The sequence below is a fragment of the Aneurinibacillus uraniidurans genome (genome assembly GCF_028471905.1).
Lineage (GTDB): Bacteria > Bacillota > Bacilli > Aneurinibacillales > Aneurinibacillaceae > Aneurinibacillus > Aneurinibacillus uraniidurans.
In genome coordinates, this window is sequence record NZ_CP116902.1 from 1511112 (window position 1) to 1527899 (window position 16788).

At 44.5% G+C, this 16788-nt stretch carries 18 protein-coding genes and 1 riboswitch; of the genes, 16 read left to right on the plus strand and 2 right to left on the minus strand.

Features of this window, described 5'->3' with window-relative positions; translation table 11 throughout:
* Window positions 1–93: 93 nt before the first annotated feature.
* From PO771_RS07550 to PO771_RS07570, 5 genes are all read left to right on the plus strand, one after another.
* Window positions 94–888, plus strand: a complete 795-nt coding sequence (locus tag PO771_RS07550; protein WP_272562651.1) for an acetoacetate decarboxylase family protein — start codon at window positions 94–96, stop codon at window positions 886–888.
* A 34-nt stretch (window positions 889–922) separates the two neighbouring features.
* Window positions 923–1735 carry a fumarylacetoacetate hydrolase family protein gene (locus PO771_RS07555; RefSeq protein ID WP_272562652.1) on the plus strand — a complete coding sequence of 271 codons (813 nt, stop codon included), beginning with the start codon at window positions 923–925 and terminating at the stop codon, window positions 1733–1735.
* A gap of 185 nt (window positions 1736–1920) precedes the next feature.
* On the plus strand, window positions 1921–2553 hold the full coding sequence (locus PO771_RS07560; protein WP_272562653.1) for a TetR/AcrR family transcriptional regulator: 633 nt from the start codon (window positions 1921–1923) through the stop codon (window positions 2551–2553).
* Window positions 2554–2643: 90 nt separating this feature from the next.
* Window positions 2644–4149: a 4-hydroxyphenylacetate 3-hydroxylase family protein gene (locus tag PO771_RS07565; protein WP_272562654.1), complete on the plus strand. Its 1506-nt coding sequence runs from the start codon at window positions 2644–2646 to the stop codon at window positions 4147–4149.
* A 26-nt stretch (window positions 4150–4175) separates the two neighbouring features.
* Entirely contained in the window at window positions 4176–4550 is a 375-nt protein-coding gene (locus PO771_RS07570; protein ID WP_272562655.1) for a hotdog family protein, read from the plus strand.
* A gap of 175 nt (window positions 4551–4725) precedes the next feature.
* Here PO771_RS07570 and PO771_RS07575 read toward each other — a convergent pair whose 3' ends face one another.
* Window positions 4726–5052: a YnfA family protein gene (locus PO771_RS07575; RefSeq protein ID WP_272562656.1), complete on the minus strand. Its 327-nt coding sequence runs from the start codon at window positions 5050–5052 to the stop codon at window positions 4726–4728.
* Between the two features lie 309 nt (window positions 5053–5361).
* The gene (locus PO771_RS07580) at window positions 5362–6669 is read right to left on the minus strand and encodes a glycosyltransferase family 2 protein (RefSeq protein ID WP_272562657.1); all 1308 of its coding nucleotides are present in this window, start codon (window positions 6667–6669) and stop codon (window positions 5362–5364) included.
* Between the two features lie 212 nt (window positions 6670–6881).
* Here PO771_RS07580 and PO771_RS07585 point away from each other — a divergent pair, with 212 nt between their 5' ends.
* The 11 genes from PO771_RS07585 (at window position 6882) to PO771_RS07635 (ending at window position 16716) form a co-directional block, all read left to right on the plus strand.
* Window positions 6882–7772 carry a hypothetical protein gene (locus PO771_RS07585; protein ID WP_272562658.1) on the plus strand — a complete coding sequence of 297 codons (891 nt, stop codon included), beginning with the start codon at window positions 6882–6884 and terminating at the stop codon, window positions 7770–7772.
* Window positions 7773–7943: 171 nt separating this feature from the next.
* Complete coding sequence (locus tag PO771_RS07590) at window positions 7944–8819, plus strand: polysaccharide deacetylase family protein (protein WP_272562659.1); 876 nt, start codon at window positions 7944–7946, stop codon at window positions 8817–8819.
* Between the two features lie 131 nt (window positions 8820–8950).
* Window positions 8951–9271 carry a metal-sensitive transcriptional regulator gene (locus PO771_RS07595; protein ID WP_422664986.1) on the plus strand — a complete coding sequence of 107 codons (321 nt, stop codon included), beginning with the start codon at window positions 8951–8953 and terminating at the stop codon, window positions 9269–9271.
* A 21-nt stretch (window positions 9272–9292) separates the two neighbouring features.
* On the plus strand, window positions 9293–9493 hold the full coding sequence (locus tag PO771_RS07600) for a copper ion binding protein (RefSeq protein WP_272562661.1): 201 nt from the start codon (window positions 9293–9295) through the stop codon (window positions 9491–9493).
* A gap of 73 nt (window positions 9494–9566) precedes the next feature.
* Window positions 9567–11981 carry a heavy metal translocating P-type ATPase gene (locus PO771_RS07605; protein ID WP_272562662.1) on the plus strand — a complete coding sequence of 805 codons (2415 nt, stop codon included), beginning with the start codon at window positions 9567–9569 and terminating at the stop codon, window positions 11979–11981.
* A gap of 188 nt (window positions 11982–12169) precedes the next feature.
* Window positions 12170–12733 carry an NAD(P)H-dependent oxidoreductase gene (locus PO771_RS07610; RefSeq protein ID WP_272562663.1) on the plus strand — a complete coding sequence of 188 codons (564 nt, stop codon included), beginning with the start codon at window positions 12170–12172 and terminating at the stop codon, window positions 12731–12733.
* A gap of 7 nt (window positions 12734–12740) precedes the next feature.
* Window positions 12741–13121: a hypothetical protein gene (locus PO771_RS07615; protein WP_272562664.1), complete on the plus strand. Its 381-nt coding sequence runs from the start codon at window positions 12741–12743 to the stop codon at window positions 13119–13121.
* Window positions 13122–13268: 147 nt separating this feature from the next.
* Window positions 13269–13706: a GNAT family N-acetyltransferase gene (locus PO771_RS07620; protein WP_272562665.1), complete on the plus strand. Its 438-nt coding sequence runs from the start codon at window positions 13269–13271 to the stop codon at window positions 13704–13706.
* Window positions 13707–13835: 129 nt separating this feature from the next.
* Complete coding sequence (locus PO771_RS07625; protein ID WP_272562666.1) at window positions 13836–14774, plus strand: DMT family transporter; 939 nt, start codon at window positions 13836–13838, stop codon at window positions 14772–14774.
* A gap of 80 nt (window positions 14775–14854) precedes the next feature.
* Window positions 14855–15301, plus strand: coding sequence for a MarR family winged helix-turn-helix transcriptional regulator (locus PO771_RS07630; protein WP_272562667.1), 447 nt, complete (start codon window positions 14855–14857; stop codon window positions 15299–15301).
* Window positions 15302–15362: 61 nt separating this feature from the next.
* Window positions 15363–15442: riboswitch (ZMP/ZTP riboswitch) on the plus strand.
* 68 nt (window positions 15443–15510) lie between these two features.
* Window positions 15511–16716, plus strand: coding sequence for a benzoate/H(+) symporter BenE family transporter (locus PO771_RS07635; RefSeq protein ID WP_272562668.1), 1206 nt, complete (start codon window positions 15511–15513; stop codon window positions 16714–16716).
* The last annotated feature ends 72 nt before the right edge of the window (window positions 16717–16788 follow it).

Below are 16788 nucleotides of genomic sequence, written 5' to 3' on the forward strand. Positions count from 1 at the left end.
TAAGACTAAATATTTAAAATTATTTGATATAAAACGTTAGATATGATAAATTCATTGTAAACGATTACCTTGCATGGAAAGGAAGATGAACGTATGTCAAAGTTAAATGGCTTCTCCTTGCCGCTTTCTCCTGAAGGAAAAGCAAATCTGTTACCGGCTCCTCCCTGGCATTATTCGGGTGATATGCTGCTGGTTGAATATCGCACAGATCCAGATGCGGTAATCGCCCTTCTGCCCGACGAATTGGAACCGGCAGATGATCCGGGGGCTGTCTCGGTTATTTTTGCAGACTGGCAGTCGTGCACGGATAACGGACAGGAATGGCTTGATCCATACCACGCTCAGTACAAAGAAGCGATGGTGTATGTAGGGGCGAAATACAAAGGACAGCCGATTTGTCGTTGCGTCTACATATGGGTGGACAAAGACTTTGCCATGCTGCGCGGCTGGGTTCAAGGATTCCCGAAAAAACACGGAGATGTATGGATGTCCCGTCCGGTTACAGTAGGCAAAGCAGGCCCGCGTCTTGCTCCAGGTGGCAAGTTTGGCGCTACGCTTTCGGTGGGAGGCAGACGCCTTATCGAAGCGCAAGTAAACTTGACTGGTCTGTCTGAAAAAGGCCCGCAGGTGAATAATCCGCCGCAGTACAACAGCCGTCATTTCCCGAGATGGGATAGCCTGGAGCCTGCTCTTTATGAAATGGTAACGGTAAAAGGGGTCGATAAAGAATGCAGTCCGATCTGGGAAGGAACGGCAGACATTAAAGTATTTGATTCGCCATTTGAAGAATTGAAAGCGCTTGAACCAAAAGAAATCATCGGTGGTTTCTATCATTCGTTTGGCTACACGATGATTGGTGGCGAAGTAGTGGAGCAACATAAACGCTAAAAAAGGTTCATCTGTGATAGAAGGAGGAAAATGAATGCAATTCGTTCGTGTAAAGCGTGGGGAGCAGATTGTAAAAGGATATAAAGAAGGCGAGATTCTCTTTTTAGAGAATGGGGAAAAAGTTCATGAATCGGAGGCGCATTTTCTAACACCGATCGAGCCGACAAAAATCATTGCGATGCACTTGAATTTTCCAAGTCGTATTGAAGCGTTTGGGATCAAGGACCCGCGCTGGCCGTCTTACTTTATGAAGCCTCTTTCCTCTCTTGCTGGACACCGTGCAGAAGTGGCCCGACCTCGTAACACCCAGTATTTGAACTACGAGGGAGAGATTGCGCTTGTCATCGGTAAAAAAGCAAAAGGGGTATCGCGCGAGGAGGCGTGGGATTATATTGCCGGATACAGCCCGGTGATTGATTACGGCCTGCATGACTTCCGCACTTCGGATGCTGGATCGATGCTGCGGGTAAAAGGACAGGACGGGTTCTGTCCGATGGGGCCGACGCTTATTCCAGCGCATGAAGTAGACCCGCATAATATGACGGTTCGGACGTATGTGAACGGCAAAGTGGCGCAGGAAGGGAATACAGGCACATTTAAATTTGCATTCGACTATATTATCGCAGACTTGTCTCGTTTGATTACACTGGAGCCAGGCGATGTGATTTTGACCGGGACTCCGGCTAACTCTCGTCCGGTTCAACCAGGTGACGTAGTAGAAGTGGAAATTGAAGGCTATCCACGCTTGACTACGACAGTTGTGGAGAGTGAAGTGGATTTTGCTGATTTCGGTGCGCAGCCGGAAGACTCGGATAATGCGCGGAATACAGCGTTTGAAATTGAATAGCAGCCCGAATCCCTTTCTGCTTTGTGTAGAAAGGGATTTTATTTATGCTCTCCGGCTGGTACTAGTTTGACAGATACTGCTGCGCAACATTGCAAACTGTAAATAATCATTGACAAATACAAAAATAAAAAAGTAAAATTATTTTAAAAAACTGACTAATCAGTTAATTTTGCAGAGGGAATAAAATGAGTGAAGTATACACAGAAGAATACATTGTAGAAACCTCAGTCAAAGATATAGAGCGAGTCAAGAAAAGAAGAGCGGAAATCATTGATGCAGCAGTAAAGATTTTTTCGGAAAAAGGATATCATGCAACTACCACCAAGGAAATAGCAGATGCAGCAGGAATGAATGTGGGGACTATGTTTCAATATGTAAAAAATAAGCAGGATATTTTGTATTTGGTCTGTTGTCATATTCATTCATTGATTGAGCAAGCTTTGTATGCAGCTACTCCAGAGACTGCCGATCCTATGAATGTAATCGCACAAGATGTGACTGCGCTTTATCAAATTATCGATCAAGTGTCCGATTATGTTCTCATTATGTACCAGGAAACTGCTTCGTTAGATAAAGCAGCTCGTAGATCATTCCTCAGCAGGGAACAAAGGTTATGCAGCTATCTTGAGAATCAGATTAAAAAAGGAATAGAGGTTGGTATTTTCAACGTTGAGCCCGAATCAGTACCTCTTATAGCAGAAGATATTCTTGTTCAAGCTCAAATGTGGGCTTTTCGGAGGTGGTCTTTATCGAAGAAATTTACCTTGGAGAGCTATATTGCCGCGCGAATTGAATTATTAAAAACGCTGCTTCAGTAACCAATACGTTTTTGGTAGGCAAATTTCCAACTAACTAGTCAGTATTCTTAAGAGGAATATTTTGATTAGTAAGTAACGGGGGGATCGAGTATGAAACGTATGACAGGTAAAGAGTATGTGTTAAGCCTAAGAGAGTACAAACCTGATATTCAAGTAAAGGGGAAGAAAGTGGAGAGCGTTGCAGACGAACCACTATTTAAACCTGGAATCAATGCAATCGCTGTAACATATGAATTAGCCCAACAGAAGAAGCATCAGGATATTATGCTAGCTACCTTAGAAGATGGAACGAAGGTAAATCGACTAAATGCGCTTGATTTTACGAGAGATGACTTATTGAAAAAGTTAGAAATGACTCGTCTGATTTGCAAATGGACCGGATGTGGACAGCGTTACCTTATGCACGATGCGCTTGCTGCACTTGCCGAGGTAACTGCTATGATGGATGCGGATAAAAACACGGACTATTTTGCTGTGTTTACTGAGTATCTTCACCATGTTCAAAAGCATGACTTGACATGTGGAACGGCTGTGACAGATGCCAAAGGAGACAGGAGCAAACGGCCCCATGAACAATCCGATCCGAATTTTTATGTGCATGTAGTTGAAAAAAATCAGAAGGGGATTATTGTAAGTGGGGCAAAAGCGAATATAACAGGTGCTCCGTACGTCCATGAATTTATCGTTCTGCCTACTCGTGCAATGAATAAGGAAGATGTGGACTATGCTGTGTCTTTTGCCGTTCCGATCGATGCCCCTGGTTTGAAAATCATCGCAAAACCGGCAGGTCGACCAGAAGATACTGAAGCACCTTTTAGCTCTAATTTTGGGCAATCGACTGCACTTGTAATATTCAACGATGTATTTATTCCATGGGAGCGAGTTTTCCTGTGTGGTGAATGGGAATATACGGGGACGTTAGCTGAGGCATTCGCGAATCACCACCGACATTCTTGTATTGGTGCCCGTGCTGGATTGGGCGATATGATTATTGGGGCCTCAGCTCTTATGGCAGAATATAACGGTCTTCCACATACGGACGTTTCTCACATTCGCAGAAGTATGAGTGAACTGATCCGGATTACCGAAGGGTTTTATGCAACAGGGGTTGCAGCCTCTGTTTATGGACGTAAAACGGTAGCCGGAAATTTCGTCCCGGATTCCGTGCAATCCAATATTGGAAAACTGATGCTAGCGGAACAAGTATATGATATTTTTCGTATTGCCCATGAAATCAGCGGAGGAATCGTGGCAACTGCTCCTACTCCAGAAGATATTGGTGATCCAGAATCTGGAGAGTTGATTGATCGCTACCTGACTGGCAGGAATGGGGTAACAGCGGCTGAGCGTATAACGATGGCGCGGTTTATTGAAGATTTGACCGCCTCGAAGGAAGGTGGATTTTACGCCCTTATCAGCCTGCATGGTGGAGGATCACCAGAAGCAATGCGAATGTCAGCGGTACGAAATTATGATTTTGAAAGCCAAAAGAAACATGTTTTACACAAACTGGCGTGTTTTGCTAAGCTGGATGGAACGTGTAAGGATTGTGAAACATGTGTTAACGATGAGCTTTGTGAAGATAAATGTGAGTAAATAATAGTTTTAGGTGGAGGGAAATTATGAGTTTGCAGGTTGGGGATGTTATCAGATTCGAGAGATCGTTTACAGTAGAGGATGTTGAATTATTTACTAAGGTGTCAGGTGATGAAGGTGCTCATCATGTTGCCCCTGATGAACAGGGAAGATTAATCATTCAAGGACTACTGACGGCTACGCTGCCAACCAAAATAGGAGGCGACTATAATGTGCTAGCTCGTAAGATGACGTTTGAGTTTTTAAGACCCGTATTTACGCAGGATACTATTATTTGTGAAGTGGAAATTGAGCAATTCGAAAAACAAGGGGAGAGAATCCTTATTACTGCAGCTTTTTTATGCTGGAATCAGAATGAGAAAGAAGTATTGAAAGGGTATTTTTCAGGAGTGATTGTTTGAATTTCTCGTAGCTAAAGTTAAGAGTATTCTCGGCTATTTATATCAACAGATATACAAAAAAAGCGTCTGCTTACTAGAATCCGTTCGGGCAAGCAGACGCTGATCGGTGATGTACTTCGTATACCGGATACTTTGCGCTAAATAAAGATCGGTCGAAGTGTTGAAAGTTGTTGAATTATGTTCTCGGTGCCCAGAGCATAATGGAAACACCGAGCAGGCAAATGAGTGATCCGATCCAATCATAAAGGTCAGGTGTTTTCTTATCGATTCCCCATCCCCATAGTACAGCAAGAATAATAAATACGCCTCCGTATGCAGCATACACTCTCCCGAAAGACGGAAAGGACTGGAGAGTTGGAATCACGCCATATAAAACAAGAACCAGGCTTCCAATTATACCATACCAATAAGAGGTCCCTTCACGTAGCCACAGCCATACGAGATAGCCTCCGCCAATTTCTGCAAGACCGGCCAGTATAAAAAGAATGATCGCTTTTGTCATACTATTTCCCTTCTTCGCTAGTACTGGTTTGATAGATAGTGATACGATCTACTATATCTTTTATTATGTTTTAACGCTAGAAAAAGTGGAAAGTTGGTGAGGAAAATATGCAACGTGACTATCATTGCTGTGCCACATGTCAGCATTTTCGTGTAAGGAAGGAGGCTGGACAGAAAACGCAGTATATGTGCCAGCGCCTTGGTTATGCGACACATCCAACCTATACATTCAACTGCTGGGCACCAAACGAAACGGTCACCCGTCGATTAAAAAATGAGAGATAGTCTGTTTGTCGAGGTATCGCAAGCATTATTTCCATACACGTTTAAAGTGAAGAAGCTCTTGAATATATCCGTACACGGAGATAGGTGCCATAATCATTTGATAGATGAGCACATACGCGATGAAACCGACGATGTTTTTTCTGACAGCTAAATGTAAGGCTTTAAATACCCGGCGTTGATAGACGTAGAGTATATAATAACTAATTAATGTAAGGGGAAGAACGAGCAGGGTAGTCAGCCCGATGATCCAGAAGTAGCCAAAAAAAGCGAGTATCAAGCCGGGTATCCAGAAACATGTATACGAAAAGTCAATATACGGAATAAGCAAGTCAATGCCGGTCAAAAACTTCGAAAATAACCGGGGCTGCTTCCATGGTCGCACTTGCTTGAGCGCTTCAATCATGCCGCGTGCCCAGCGATTACGCTGTCGGACAAAATGGGTAAACTTTACAGGTGCATTAGTAAAAGCAACGGCTAATGGTTCAAAATAAACACGGTAATGCTGCTCGAAAAATTTCCACGTTAGCACAATATCTTCTCCGATCGCATCTGGCCATCCCCCTGCTTTTACGATCGCTTCTGTTTTGTATAAACTAAACGCGCCTTGGGCCACTAATGTTCCTTGATACAGTCCTTGCAATCGTTTAATGGAAGCGATCCCGAGAAAGTAATCCCATTCTTGCAACCGCGTCCAGAATGTTTGTCGGCTATTGCGGACTAAGATGGAACCTGCAACGGCGCACACGTCGTCCGGTGCGCTGCGCAAGCGGGATACTACATACCGGACGGCCGCTGGATGCAGAAGCGTATCCGCATCTAATGTAATGACGAGATCCGTCTGTACACGGTCTAGACCTGTGTTTAGCGCTATATGCTTGCCGGGTCTTTCTTCATCTAGAATCGTTAGCTGCATATTTAAGTGTCTCGCTGTTTCACTAGTGATCTGAACTGTATCGTCTGTAGAGCCATTGTTCACGAGGATGACGTGAATCGTTCCTGCGTAATCCTGTCGGGAGATGTAGTGCAGCGTGTCTTGAATGTTGGTGGCTTCATTGCGTGCTGCAATCAGAACCGATACGGCTTCCTGCGAATTATTTATTTTAAAATCCGGTTGCCTGTCAAAAAGTAGACTTATAACTAAAAATGCATTTAAATAGCCCGGTACATAGGCAAGCCCCCCAACAATAAAGAAGGCCCAAAAATGTCCAACGATTTGTTCCAGATCATATACCCACGGAATGGAGAACCAGAGAGAAAGTGCGGTCCAACTGATAGCGACTGCCTGACTAATCCAGAATTTCCATAGTACAGGTATGTATATATTTTTCCGCATACTACACGCTCCTAAAAGTGTATTACTGTAGCATATGTATTTCTGTTTGTTGGGTGCAATAATCTGACTTGATACGTAAAAGAGGAGTAAATCTGAGACTTTATCATTAATATGCTCAATAAAAAAGGGGTTTTATTGATTTTATCGAATACTATCATAGTTGACTGAGCGTTCGCTCATGAACATCATCGTATAACAGAGGAGGATTAGGTATGTCCCATCCATGGTACATTTTATCGTATCCACTTGCTAGCGAGAAAATCGCGCTGGCTAATGTAGTTGAACAGCTTTCTTCTATAGAAGAGGGAGCTATTGTCGTCCTTCCCGAATATTTAGCTTATACTCGTGATAATTCCGAGTTGGCACTTGAATATCTGGTGGACGTATGTCGAAAGAGAAAAATCAGTGTAATGACGACATTAAATCTTGTACCAGATCATCTTCCATACGCTGAACCAGGCCGTAACTACAATGTGTTAACGATTGTAAACCGACAAGGAGACGTATATACACCACAGGCGAAGATCACACCGCAGTCGTTTGAACGTGTTCAATTCGAAGAAAAATTTCCAGCGATGAATGTAGGCGATTATACGCATCTGAACCGAGTGACCCTTGATATTCATGGACAGGAGCATACAGCCTTCTTTGTGATCTGTTCCGATATGTATTCGCTTCTGCTTGGCGTTCAGCACATTGAAGATCTTAAAGCCGATTATGCGATTGTGCCGGGGAACTTTGGAAACAAAGCGGAGCGGGCGGTAGATCGCATCTTGCACCGTTTCCGAGAGGGCGGTGTGTTTGGCACGACGATTTTCTCCAATCCGTATCAGGTAATAAAAGATCCGTCAAAAGCACCGCTTGTACAGCGGGCAACGGAGTATACGGAACGAAGTGAGGATGCACCGATTATACCGCTTACGGACTGGGATCGTATTCAGTTATTTAAAGAAAATGTCGCGGTGTATCCAGACGAATTCGTTCCGAGTTTCGTTCATATGGCGGGCCTTACGGTAAAAGATGAGGGCCGTTTGACGGTTGGTTTGAATCGTTTTGCCGCAAATGTAACCATCGGGACATACTCTCCAATTATATCTTTGTAATAAATAATGGATGCCTTTCAATAGAAGGGCATCCATTATTTGTTTATTTATCCAGTATGTCTGATTTTATGTAAGAAAGTCGACATAAAAAACATATTTCCACGATACTTTAGTGAAAAAATACTTTATGATAGAAAGGAGTGATTTTTAGTAGAGAGGATGAAAATAGGAGTGAAAGGTGTAAATAAGAGGGTCGTTTTGACTTGGTCTGCCATCACATGTCTTGGAGTTATTATTCTAGTAAATATAGTTTTCCATCCATTAACGAAATCGTTAGCTCAAAGCGATTCATCTCAGGCTTCATTACCAGGTGACACGAACAAACAACAACAGCAGCAGCAAGCGCAGGAGAAAACACAGGAGGAAATTGTACCGCCTAAGGATATTCCGCATCAGGAAGAGAGCTATCCGTTACCTCTTGGAAAATTAATTGATAATATCCCGACCAAAGATAATAAAACAGTTTACATAACGTTTGATGATGGTCCTGGTGAGTATACGAAGGAGATTGCGGCGATTCTGCAAAAACATAACGCCCACGCCTCGTTCTTCTGGATTGGCAAACAGGTCACAGATGAGCTGGGACAATTCGGTCATCAAATGATCGAGCAGGGAAATATTATTGGTTCTCATACCATGCGTCATGATGCACTTGGTAAGGAAAATGGAGCCAAGCAAAAAAGTGATTTAACACAGACAGCTAAACTTATTTCAAATAAAGTTCAGCATCCGATTGTGTATATGCGTCCCCCGTATGGATCGGTAAATAAGGAGACAAGAGTAGTAGCGAAAGAATTGGGTGAGTACATTATGTTTTGGCAGGTTGATAGTTTAGACTGGAGCTTAGCTCATCATCCAGAAAAGATTCTGGCAAATATCAAAAATGGAGGCGTAAAGCCTGGTTCGATTATTTTGATGCATGAGCGTAAGCAGACCGTTGAAATGCTGCCTAAAGTGATTGAATATTTACAAGGCCAGGGCTATACTCTTGCAGCGTTGCCGTCTTCTCCTGTACCAAAAGAGACAAAGCCAAAACCAAAACAATAGAATTCTGTTCCAAGTAGTTTTGGAGTAACGATTCAGCCTATGGATTGTTACTCTTTTTTTTACAGAAAAAATGATAATTTAAAACTTTGACATAGGGTGGTGGGGTATGGTATATTCAGATTGAGGAGGTGATGGAAATGGAGAACCAGAACCACTGTTGTGAGGGAGAGGGCCGCAAAAGCCATCACTCCGATAAAGTAAAAAGTAATCTTGTCACTCGGTTGAACCGTATTGAAGGGCAAATTCGCGGGGTAAAGGGCATGATTGAGAAAGACACCTATTGTGATGATGTTCTGAACCAGATCGCAGCCATTCAGTCCGCATTAAACGGTGTCGGCAGAATGCTGCTTGAAGGTCATATGAAAAGCTGTGTCATTGAACGCATTCAGGAAGGCGATCATGAAGTGATTGATGAGCTACTCATTACAATGAACAAGTTAATGAAAAAATAATCAATCGAAAGGAGAATTACGATGACAACTGTAACATTACAAGTAGAAGGCATGTCCTGCGGTCACTGTGTGAAAGCGGTGGAAGAAGCGCTTAAGGAAGTAGGGGCGACAGGGAAGGTAGATCTTGCGAGCAAGTCGGTAGCGGTTTCGTTTGAAGAAGGCAGTGTAACGCTGGATGCGATTAAAGCCGCGATTGAAGATCAAGGGTATGATGTGAAATAACAACGGGCTGCCAGTGGCAGCTTCCTTTTTTATGAATAATATACCCTACATAGGTATAGTAAGGAGTGCGGGTATGAGTGAGAAACAAATCACGATGCAGATTACGGGGATGACATGTGCCGCCTGTGCGAACCGAGTTGAAAAAGGGTTAAACCGAATGGAGGGCGTAACACACGCAGCAGTAAACTTTGCCTTAGAGCAAGCGACTGTTACGTATGATCCAGCGAAAGTAGATGCAGCCCAGCTTGAAGAAAAAGTAGAAGCGCTCGGATACGGAACGGTTAAACAGTCTGTCGAGCTGCAAATTACGGGGATGACATGCGCTGCCTGCTCGGCACGGATTGAGAAAGGACTATCTCGCATGCCGGGGATTTCGCAGGCAAATGTGAATTTGGCACTGGAAACTGCTCACATCGAATATTCTCCGGCTGATGTAAGTGTAGAGGAAGTCATCCAGAAAGTGGAGAAGCTCGGATACGGGGCGATCATAAAGCAGGAGACACAAGAATCGGGGGATCATCGGCAAAAAGAAATAATGAAGCAGAAACGCAAATTATGGATTTCGGCACTGCTGTCACTGCCGTTGCTCTGGTCGATGGTCGGTCACTTCTCATTTACGTCTTTTATCTGGGTACCCGACTTGTTTATGAATCCGTGGTTTCAGCTTTTGTTGGCGACTCCGGTGCAGTTTATAATCGGACGTCAGTTTTATGTGGGGGCCTATAAGGCACTCCGCAATGGCAGTGCGAATATGGATGTGCTCGTCGCACTTGGAACATCTGCTGCGTATTTTTATAGTTTGTACGTAACACTTGAATGGAACCGAATGGGTGGGCAGCATCAGCCTGAGATGTATTATGAAACGAGTGCGGTTCTTATCACGCTCATTCTTCTCGGTAAGTTGTTCGAAGCGCTTGCGAAAGGCCGCTCCTCAGAAGCGATTAAAACACTAATGGGGTTACAGGCAAAAACCGCTCTTGTGATTCGAGATGGTCAGGAAAGTATGATTCCGATTGAGCAAGTTATGCCGGGAGATATTCTACTTGTCAAACCAGGTGAGAAAATTCCGGTAGATGGTGACGTAGTAGAAGGACATTCGACTGTAGATGAATCGATGCTTACAGGTGAAAGTATCCCGGTGGAAAAACAGGCGGGAGATGCAGTGATTGGCGCGACATTAAATAAGAGTGGTGCCCTTAAAATAAAGGCAACTCGCGTCGGTCGTAATACAGCGCTTGCACAAATCATTAAAGTTGTCGAAGAAGCACAAGGCTCAAAAGCTCCGATTCAGCGAGTAGCCGATGTAATCTCAGGTATTTTCGTGCCGGTTGTTGTCGGGATTGCAGTTGTAACGTTTTTTATCTGGTATATCTGGCTTGCACCGGGTAGCTTTGCGGATGCTTTGAAGTGTGCCATTGCAGTACTTGTGATTGCATGTCCGTGTGCGCTAGGATTGGCTACACCAACTTCGATTATGGCTGGGTCCGGTCGGGCGGCAGAGTTCGGGATTTTGTTTAAAGGTGGAGAACATCTGGAAGCGACACAGCAGACTAACACGGTCATTCTAGATAAGACGGGAACGATCACGAAGGGTAAGCCAGAATTGACGGACGTCGCTATGGAATCGGGCATTACGGAAGAGCGGTTCCTCACATTAGTAGGCGCTGCCGAGCGAAATTCCGGCCATCCACTTGCGGAGGCGATTGTAGCAGGTATTCGCGAAAAAGGAATCGACTTACCGGAAGCGCAGGAATTCATCGATATTCCAGGCTTCGGCATTCGTGCGGTAGTCGAAGGCAGTGAGGTTCTCGTTGGAACGCGCCGCCTGATGGAGCGGTATGAAGTAGACGCAAGCGCTGCTTACAGTAATATGGAAGAACTGGAGGCAGCGGGCAAAACCGCGATGCTTGCTGCGGTAGACGGTACGTATCAAGGAATCATTGCCGTGGCGGACGCAATCAAAGAAACATCGAAAGAAGCGATATCCAGGCTGAAAGCGCTTGGGATTGAAGTCGTTATGATTACCGGTGACAATGAGCGGACAGCAAGCGCAATTGCCCGGGAAACTGGCATTGATCGTGTGCTAGCAGAAGTGCTTCCAGAGGGGAAGGCAGAGGAAGTGAAGAAGTATAAGCAGATTGGCAGAAAAGTTGCCATGGTCGGGGACGGCATTAACGATGCACCGGCGCTTGCGACAGCCGACATCGGGATGGCGATTGGTACTGGTACCGATGTGGCGATGGAGGCGGCGGATATAACGCTGATGCGTGGGGATTTAAACAGCATCCCGGACGCGATTGCGATGAGCAAGAAAACAATGCGTAACATCCGGCAGAATTTGTTCTGGGCGTTAGCGTACAACGTGATCGGTATTCCAGTTGCGGCAGCAGGGTTTCTGGAGCCGTGGCTTGCAGGTGCGGCGATGGCGCTCAGTTCGGTGTCTGTTGTGTTGAATGCCCTGCGGCTGCAGCGGATCAAACATTTATGAGAGTAACAAAAAGATGAGAAGAGAAAATATAAGAGCGATCAAAGGAAGGGAAAGGTGTTCGCCACCTCCTACTGTACAATCGTTCTTGTATGTTCTCTTCTTTCTTTTTTCCGAACCCGGCAGCAGATCATGATTGTTTTATTTGGCATTGGGTATCTTATGAACAGGAATAAAACGGGAGGGTTACGATGAAAATTTATGTGGTGTATGACAGTGACAACGGACATACAGAAGCGCTGGCCCGCTCTATCACGGATGGGGCTGGCACAGTTGCTGGAGCAGATGTGTACATGGATCATGTACGAGAGGCGGATGTGAATCGGCTGCCTGACATGGATGCGCTTATTTGGGGTTGCCCAGGCCATTTTGGTACGATCAGTGCCGGAATGAAAACGTGGATTGATAAACTTGGGTATTTATGGGCGCGTGGCGAATTAATCGGGAAAGTTGGCGGAGTATTTTGTACAACGGCAACGGTTCATGGTGGTGTAGAGGCAACGATGCTTAACCTGATTACTCCGATGCTGCATCAGGGGATGATTATCGTTGGGTTGCCAGCTAGCATTCCGGAAAATGCATTATATGGCTCATATTACGGAGTAGGAGTCACCTGTCCGGTTGAAACATCCGCGAATGATCCGATTAACCTGCCAACCGAAAATGATCTGGCTCTCGGCAGAGCGCTTGGACAGCGGGTAGCTGTAGTAACGGGCAGGATGATTGGACAATCGCATCCAATAACAAAAAGGTAGTAATGATATGATCATACCTACTATTCTCGGTATATTGGCTGTAGTTATCTTAATCTTGATCATATTTTTCAATACGAAGGCAATGTCGAATCAGCCAGAAAACAAACCGGATAAAACGAAACCGCACAAGGATGAAACAAAGCAGCAGGAGACGGTCATCATAAAAGATGAAAAACCTATGGAGAAAAATCCTACCAATATGTTAGATGAGGATTACAGGGATGCTCTCCGGCAGTTCCAAACACAAGGTAACAAGAGCAGTCAGGTAACGGCTGCAGCAGAGCCAACCACAGAACGGATACAGGACGAGGAATATCGGAATGCTCTGCGTTCTATGACGAACCAGAAGCAGCCAAATCATTCCGATGACAGAGAAAGTGAGCGCTAGCAGGAAAGAAAGTGATGCGGAAACGGTAAACATCTAGAGCGAATCTAGGTGTCTACCGTTTTTTATGTGGGAAAAGTCAAGCTGTCGGACATGAAAAAATATGGTAGTATGAAAAGCATACAAACATCAAGTAAGGGTGGGAGCAGCGTGGAAGTAATGGTTGTCACAACAGAAGAGCAGCAAAAAGCAGCATTTGATATTCGCATTCGTGTGTTTGTGGAAGAACAAAATGTACCATTGGAAGAAGAGTTAGATGAATTCGAGAGCGAGTCAACGCACTTTCTTCTATATAAAGACGGGATACCAGTCGGTGCGGGCCGATTCCGCGTTGTAGACGGCATGGGAAAAGTAGAACGGATTTGTGTTCTGCCTGATCACCGTAGCGGGGGCAGTGGTGGAGTGATCATGCGATCGATTGAGAAATACGCAGGGGAACAAGGCATTCGCAAACTCAAGCTGCACGGACAAACGCATGCGGAAGGTTTCTATAAGAAGCTTGGATATGAAACAGTTTCCGAGGTTTTTATGGAGGCAGGAATTCCGCATGTTGTGATGACGAAAAATCTTGTAAAGAATACAGACTAGGTGAGTAACCTTGGTCTGTATTTTTCTTTATAGAGTGGTACTGTCAAATTGGTCGACTAATGGAACTACAACCAACCAGCTGCTCTTTGCTACAGTATACATGACCAAAAAGTAGAGGAGTTGCTGAATTTGATTACCCTTCGTATGAGCGCGTATTTCGAGTTAGCGATTGCGGCTGTTCTTGTCGGAAGTTCCGTTGTGGTTGGCAAAATAACAACGATGCAGATGCCAGTTTTTTTATCACAAGCTGTTAGCCTTGCAATTGCCTTAATGCTATTAATTCCTATTGTAGTAATGAACCGGAATGAGTCGATTTTAGTAGGAAAGAGAGATTTTCTTTTCCTATTTTTACAATCATTTCTCGGGATGTTTCTGTTCCGTGTATTTCTGCTTTATGGCTTACGATCCGCACCGGCTGCAGAAGCTGGTATCGTAACCAGTTTGACTCCAGCGGTTGTGGCCTTGCTCTCATTTGTTTTCTTAAGAGAAAAAATAACAACAAGGCTTGTGATTGGTATTTTTTGTTCATTACTAGGGGTTGTCAGTATTCAGGTACCTAGTTGGTTTTTTCCAGATCCTTCAATCCAATCGTATGCCTCATACGGTGGACTTTTTCTCATTCTAATGGCCGTCATCGGGGAGGCCATGCTCACCATATTGCGTAAGATGACAACAAGTAACGTTTCCTCTTTGTTAGGAACAACGTACGTAACGTTGTTTTCCTTCCTGATGTTTCTGCCCTTTGCTCTTGCTGAAGCAAGACAATTTGAATTCGTCCATATAAGTTTTGGGGATATCGGTCTGTTGCTTTACTATGGAATTTTCGTCACAGCATTAGCATACCTCTTATGGTTCCGTGGGGTTTCGAAAGTATCTGCCGGGACTGCTGCCGTCTATACAAGCTGCATCCCTGTCAGTACCTTACTGCTTTCTTATGTCGTATTACATGAGCCGTTTTCTTTGGCTCATATCGTGGGGGTGTTATTCGTGTTCGTAGGGATTTGGCAGGTATCTAGGAATCCCGCGCCAGAAACGTGTTCTGTTTTGGGGAATGAATTAGATTGCTGACCCTTCTCTCTTCCTTGACCAATTAGGAGAAGGAGAACTATTATGGGTATAACATGCATATGAGAGGGGTTTTTTGTTCGGTGTCTTATAAAATTGATGAGTCGCTCGGGTTTATTCTGAGTAACACTCAGCGGAAATTAAGTCATTTTTTGTTATCCAAATTCAAACCGTATGACATTACGACAGAACAATGGGTTTTAGTCGCCAAACTAGGAGAAGAGAACGGAATTACGCAGAAGGATTTAGCCGAGCGAACGGAGAAAGACCAAGCAAACGTGACCCGGATTATTGATCTGTTAGAAAAAAAGGGACTGGTTAGACGGGAAAAAAACAGTACCGATAGAAGATCGATGCTCGTACATCTGACTGATGAAGGAGAAAAATTACGAGAAATGCTGGCGCCAATCGAAGAGTCAGTCGTGAATGTATCGCTATCGGGCATGTCTGAGGAAGAAAAGGCGTTATTGAAAGATTTTCTTGCCCGCATCGCGGCTGCTATACAGAATGAGTGTCAAGATCAGGATTAGATGTTTATTATATAAAATATTGAATTTTCTCTATTTTTGTTTTATCATTTACATAATGAAGGTTGTTGTACGTAACTGGCGAAGCGTGGATTACCACGAGGAAGCGTACAGATTATATAGCCGTACGCCTGGGCGAAAGTATTTGATTAGTTTACAATCAAATACTTTTTTTGTTTGTAACATACATAGTGAAGCGGGAGGAGAGAGGAATGGAGAAGACAAGTATAATGCGAGATGTTTCGATGTCGGCTGTGGTAGCCGGGTTCATTGCTACGATTGTATCGTATGCGGGACCTTTGTTAATCGTATTTCAAGCAGCGAAGGTAGCAAATCTAGGTGATGCATACGTATCTTCCTGGATATGGGCGATTTCGCTTGGGAGCGGTCTGACATGTCTGCTGCTTAGCATCTGGTTTCGTTCACCTGTTATTACGGCCTGGTCAACACCGGGGCTTGTGCTGCTCGTGTCTAGCTGGTCAGCGTATAGCTATTCAGATGCGATTGGTGCATTTGTTTTTTCTGCCGTTATGGTTACGATTTTAGGTGTAACTGGTGTTTTTTCTGCTGTGATGAATCGGATTCCGTATGCGATTACAACGGCCATGCTGGCGGGAATTTTGCTGAAGTTTGGAATTGAGGTGTTCGTGTCGCTACAGAAACTGCCCACACTTGTTCTGCCGATGATTGTGTGCTATTTAGTGGCAAAGCGTTTTTTGCCGCGGTATGCCGTAGCGCTCACGCTATGTGTAGGGTTGCTGCTAGCGTATGGTCTTACGGAGTTCACGTTTAGCACGATACATGCAGCGATGGTTAAGCCAGTTTTTACAAAACCGACCTTTTCATTTGATGCGATAATAGGGCTGGGTATTCCGTTGTGTGTAGTGGCGATGGCTTCTCAAAATGCGCCGGGGATTGGGGTGCTGCGAGCTGATGGATACAATACGCCGATCAACCCGCTTATTACAACGACAGGGATTGCTTCGCTGCTTTTCGCTCCGTTCGGTTCGCACGGAATAAATCTGGCTGCCATCACAGCGGCGATCTGTACAGGAAAAGAAGCGCATCATGATAGTAGAAAACGCTATATTGCTGGAATTTCCTGCGGCGTGTTTTATATCATATTCGGTACGTTTGGTGCCACGATCTCATCGCTCGTCTCTTCCTTGCCAGGAGAATTAATTGCTGTACTTGCCGGATTAGCTTTATTTGCTTCCTTAAGTGCAAGTCTTGCATCTGCAATGAAGGAAGAAGCACAGCGAGAAAGTGCGCTTATTACATTCCTAGTTACCATATCGGGTATCTCAATCGCGGGGATTGGCTCCGCGTTCTGGGGATTGATCGCAGGAGTGGTAACCAGCTTTATTCTAACAGGGGATGTACGTACGGCTTTACGGAAAAAAAGCCGGGCAGCATAATGTTTTACAATTTCCCATGATTTATTGATAATTTCTCCGCAATGTCACCGTATGCTAAGAAACATCAAAGGT

What these genes read in the sequence shown, in the direction of transcription:
- PO771_RS07550 (WP_272562651.1), top strand. Translation starts at nt 94, where the DNA reads ATGTCAAAGTTAAATGGCTTCTCCTTGCCGCTTTCTCCTGAAGGAAAA.
- PO771_RS07555 (WP_272562652.1), top strand. Translation starts at nt 923, where the DNA reads ATGCAATTCGTTCGTGTAAAGCGTGGGGAGCAGATTGTAAAAGGATAT.
- PO771_RS07560 (WP_272562653.1), top strand. Translation starts at nt 1,921, where the DNA reads ATGAGTGAAGTATACACAGAAGAATACATTGTAGAAACCTCAGTCAAA.
- PO771_RS07565 (WP_272562654.1), top strand. Translation starts at nt 2,644, where the DNA reads ATGAAACGTATGACAGGTAAAGAGTATGTGTTAAGCCTAAGAGAGTAC.
- PO771_RS07570 (WP_272562655.1), top strand. Translation starts at nt 4,176, where the DNA reads ATGAGTTTGCAGGTTGGGGATGTTATCAGATTCGAGAGATCGTTTACA.
- PO771_RS07575 (WP_272562656.1), bottom strand. Translation starts at nt 5,052, where the DNA reads ATGACAAAAGCGATCATTCTTTTTATACTGGCCGGTCTTGCAGAAATT.
- PO771_RS07580 (WP_272562657.1), bottom strand. Translation starts at nt 6,669, where the DNA reads ATGCGGAAAAATATATACATACCTGTACTATGGAAATTCTGGATTAGT.
- PO771_RS07585 (WP_272562658.1), top strand. Translation starts at nt 6,882, where the DNA reads ATGTCCCATCCATGGTACATTTTATCGTATCCACTTGCTAGCGAGAAA.
- PO771_RS07595 (WP_422664986.1), top strand. Translation starts at nt 8,951, where the DNA reads ATGGAAATGGAGAACCAGAACCACTGTTGTGAGGGAGAGGGCCGCAAA.
- PO771_RS07600 (WP_272562661.1), top strand. Translation starts at nt 9,293, where the DNA reads ATGACAACTGTAACATTACAAGTAGAAGGCATGTCCTGCGGTCACTGT.
- PO771_RS07605 (WP_272562662.1), top strand. Translation starts at nt 9,567, where the DNA reads ATGAGTGAGAAACAAATCACGATGCAGATTACGGGGATGACATGTGCC.
- PO771_RS07610 (WP_272562663.1), top strand. Translation starts at nt 12,170, where the DNA reads ATGAAAATTTATGTGGTGTATGACAGTGACAACGGACATACAGAAGCG.
- PO771_RS07615 (WP_272562664.1), top strand. Translation starts at nt 12,741, where the DNA reads ATGATCATACCTACTATTCTCGGTATATTGGCTGTAGTTATCTTAATC.
- PO771_RS07635 (WP_272562668.1), top strand. Translation starts at nt 15,511, where the DNA reads ATGGAGAAGACAAGTATAATGCGAGATGTTTCGATGTCGGCTGTGGTA.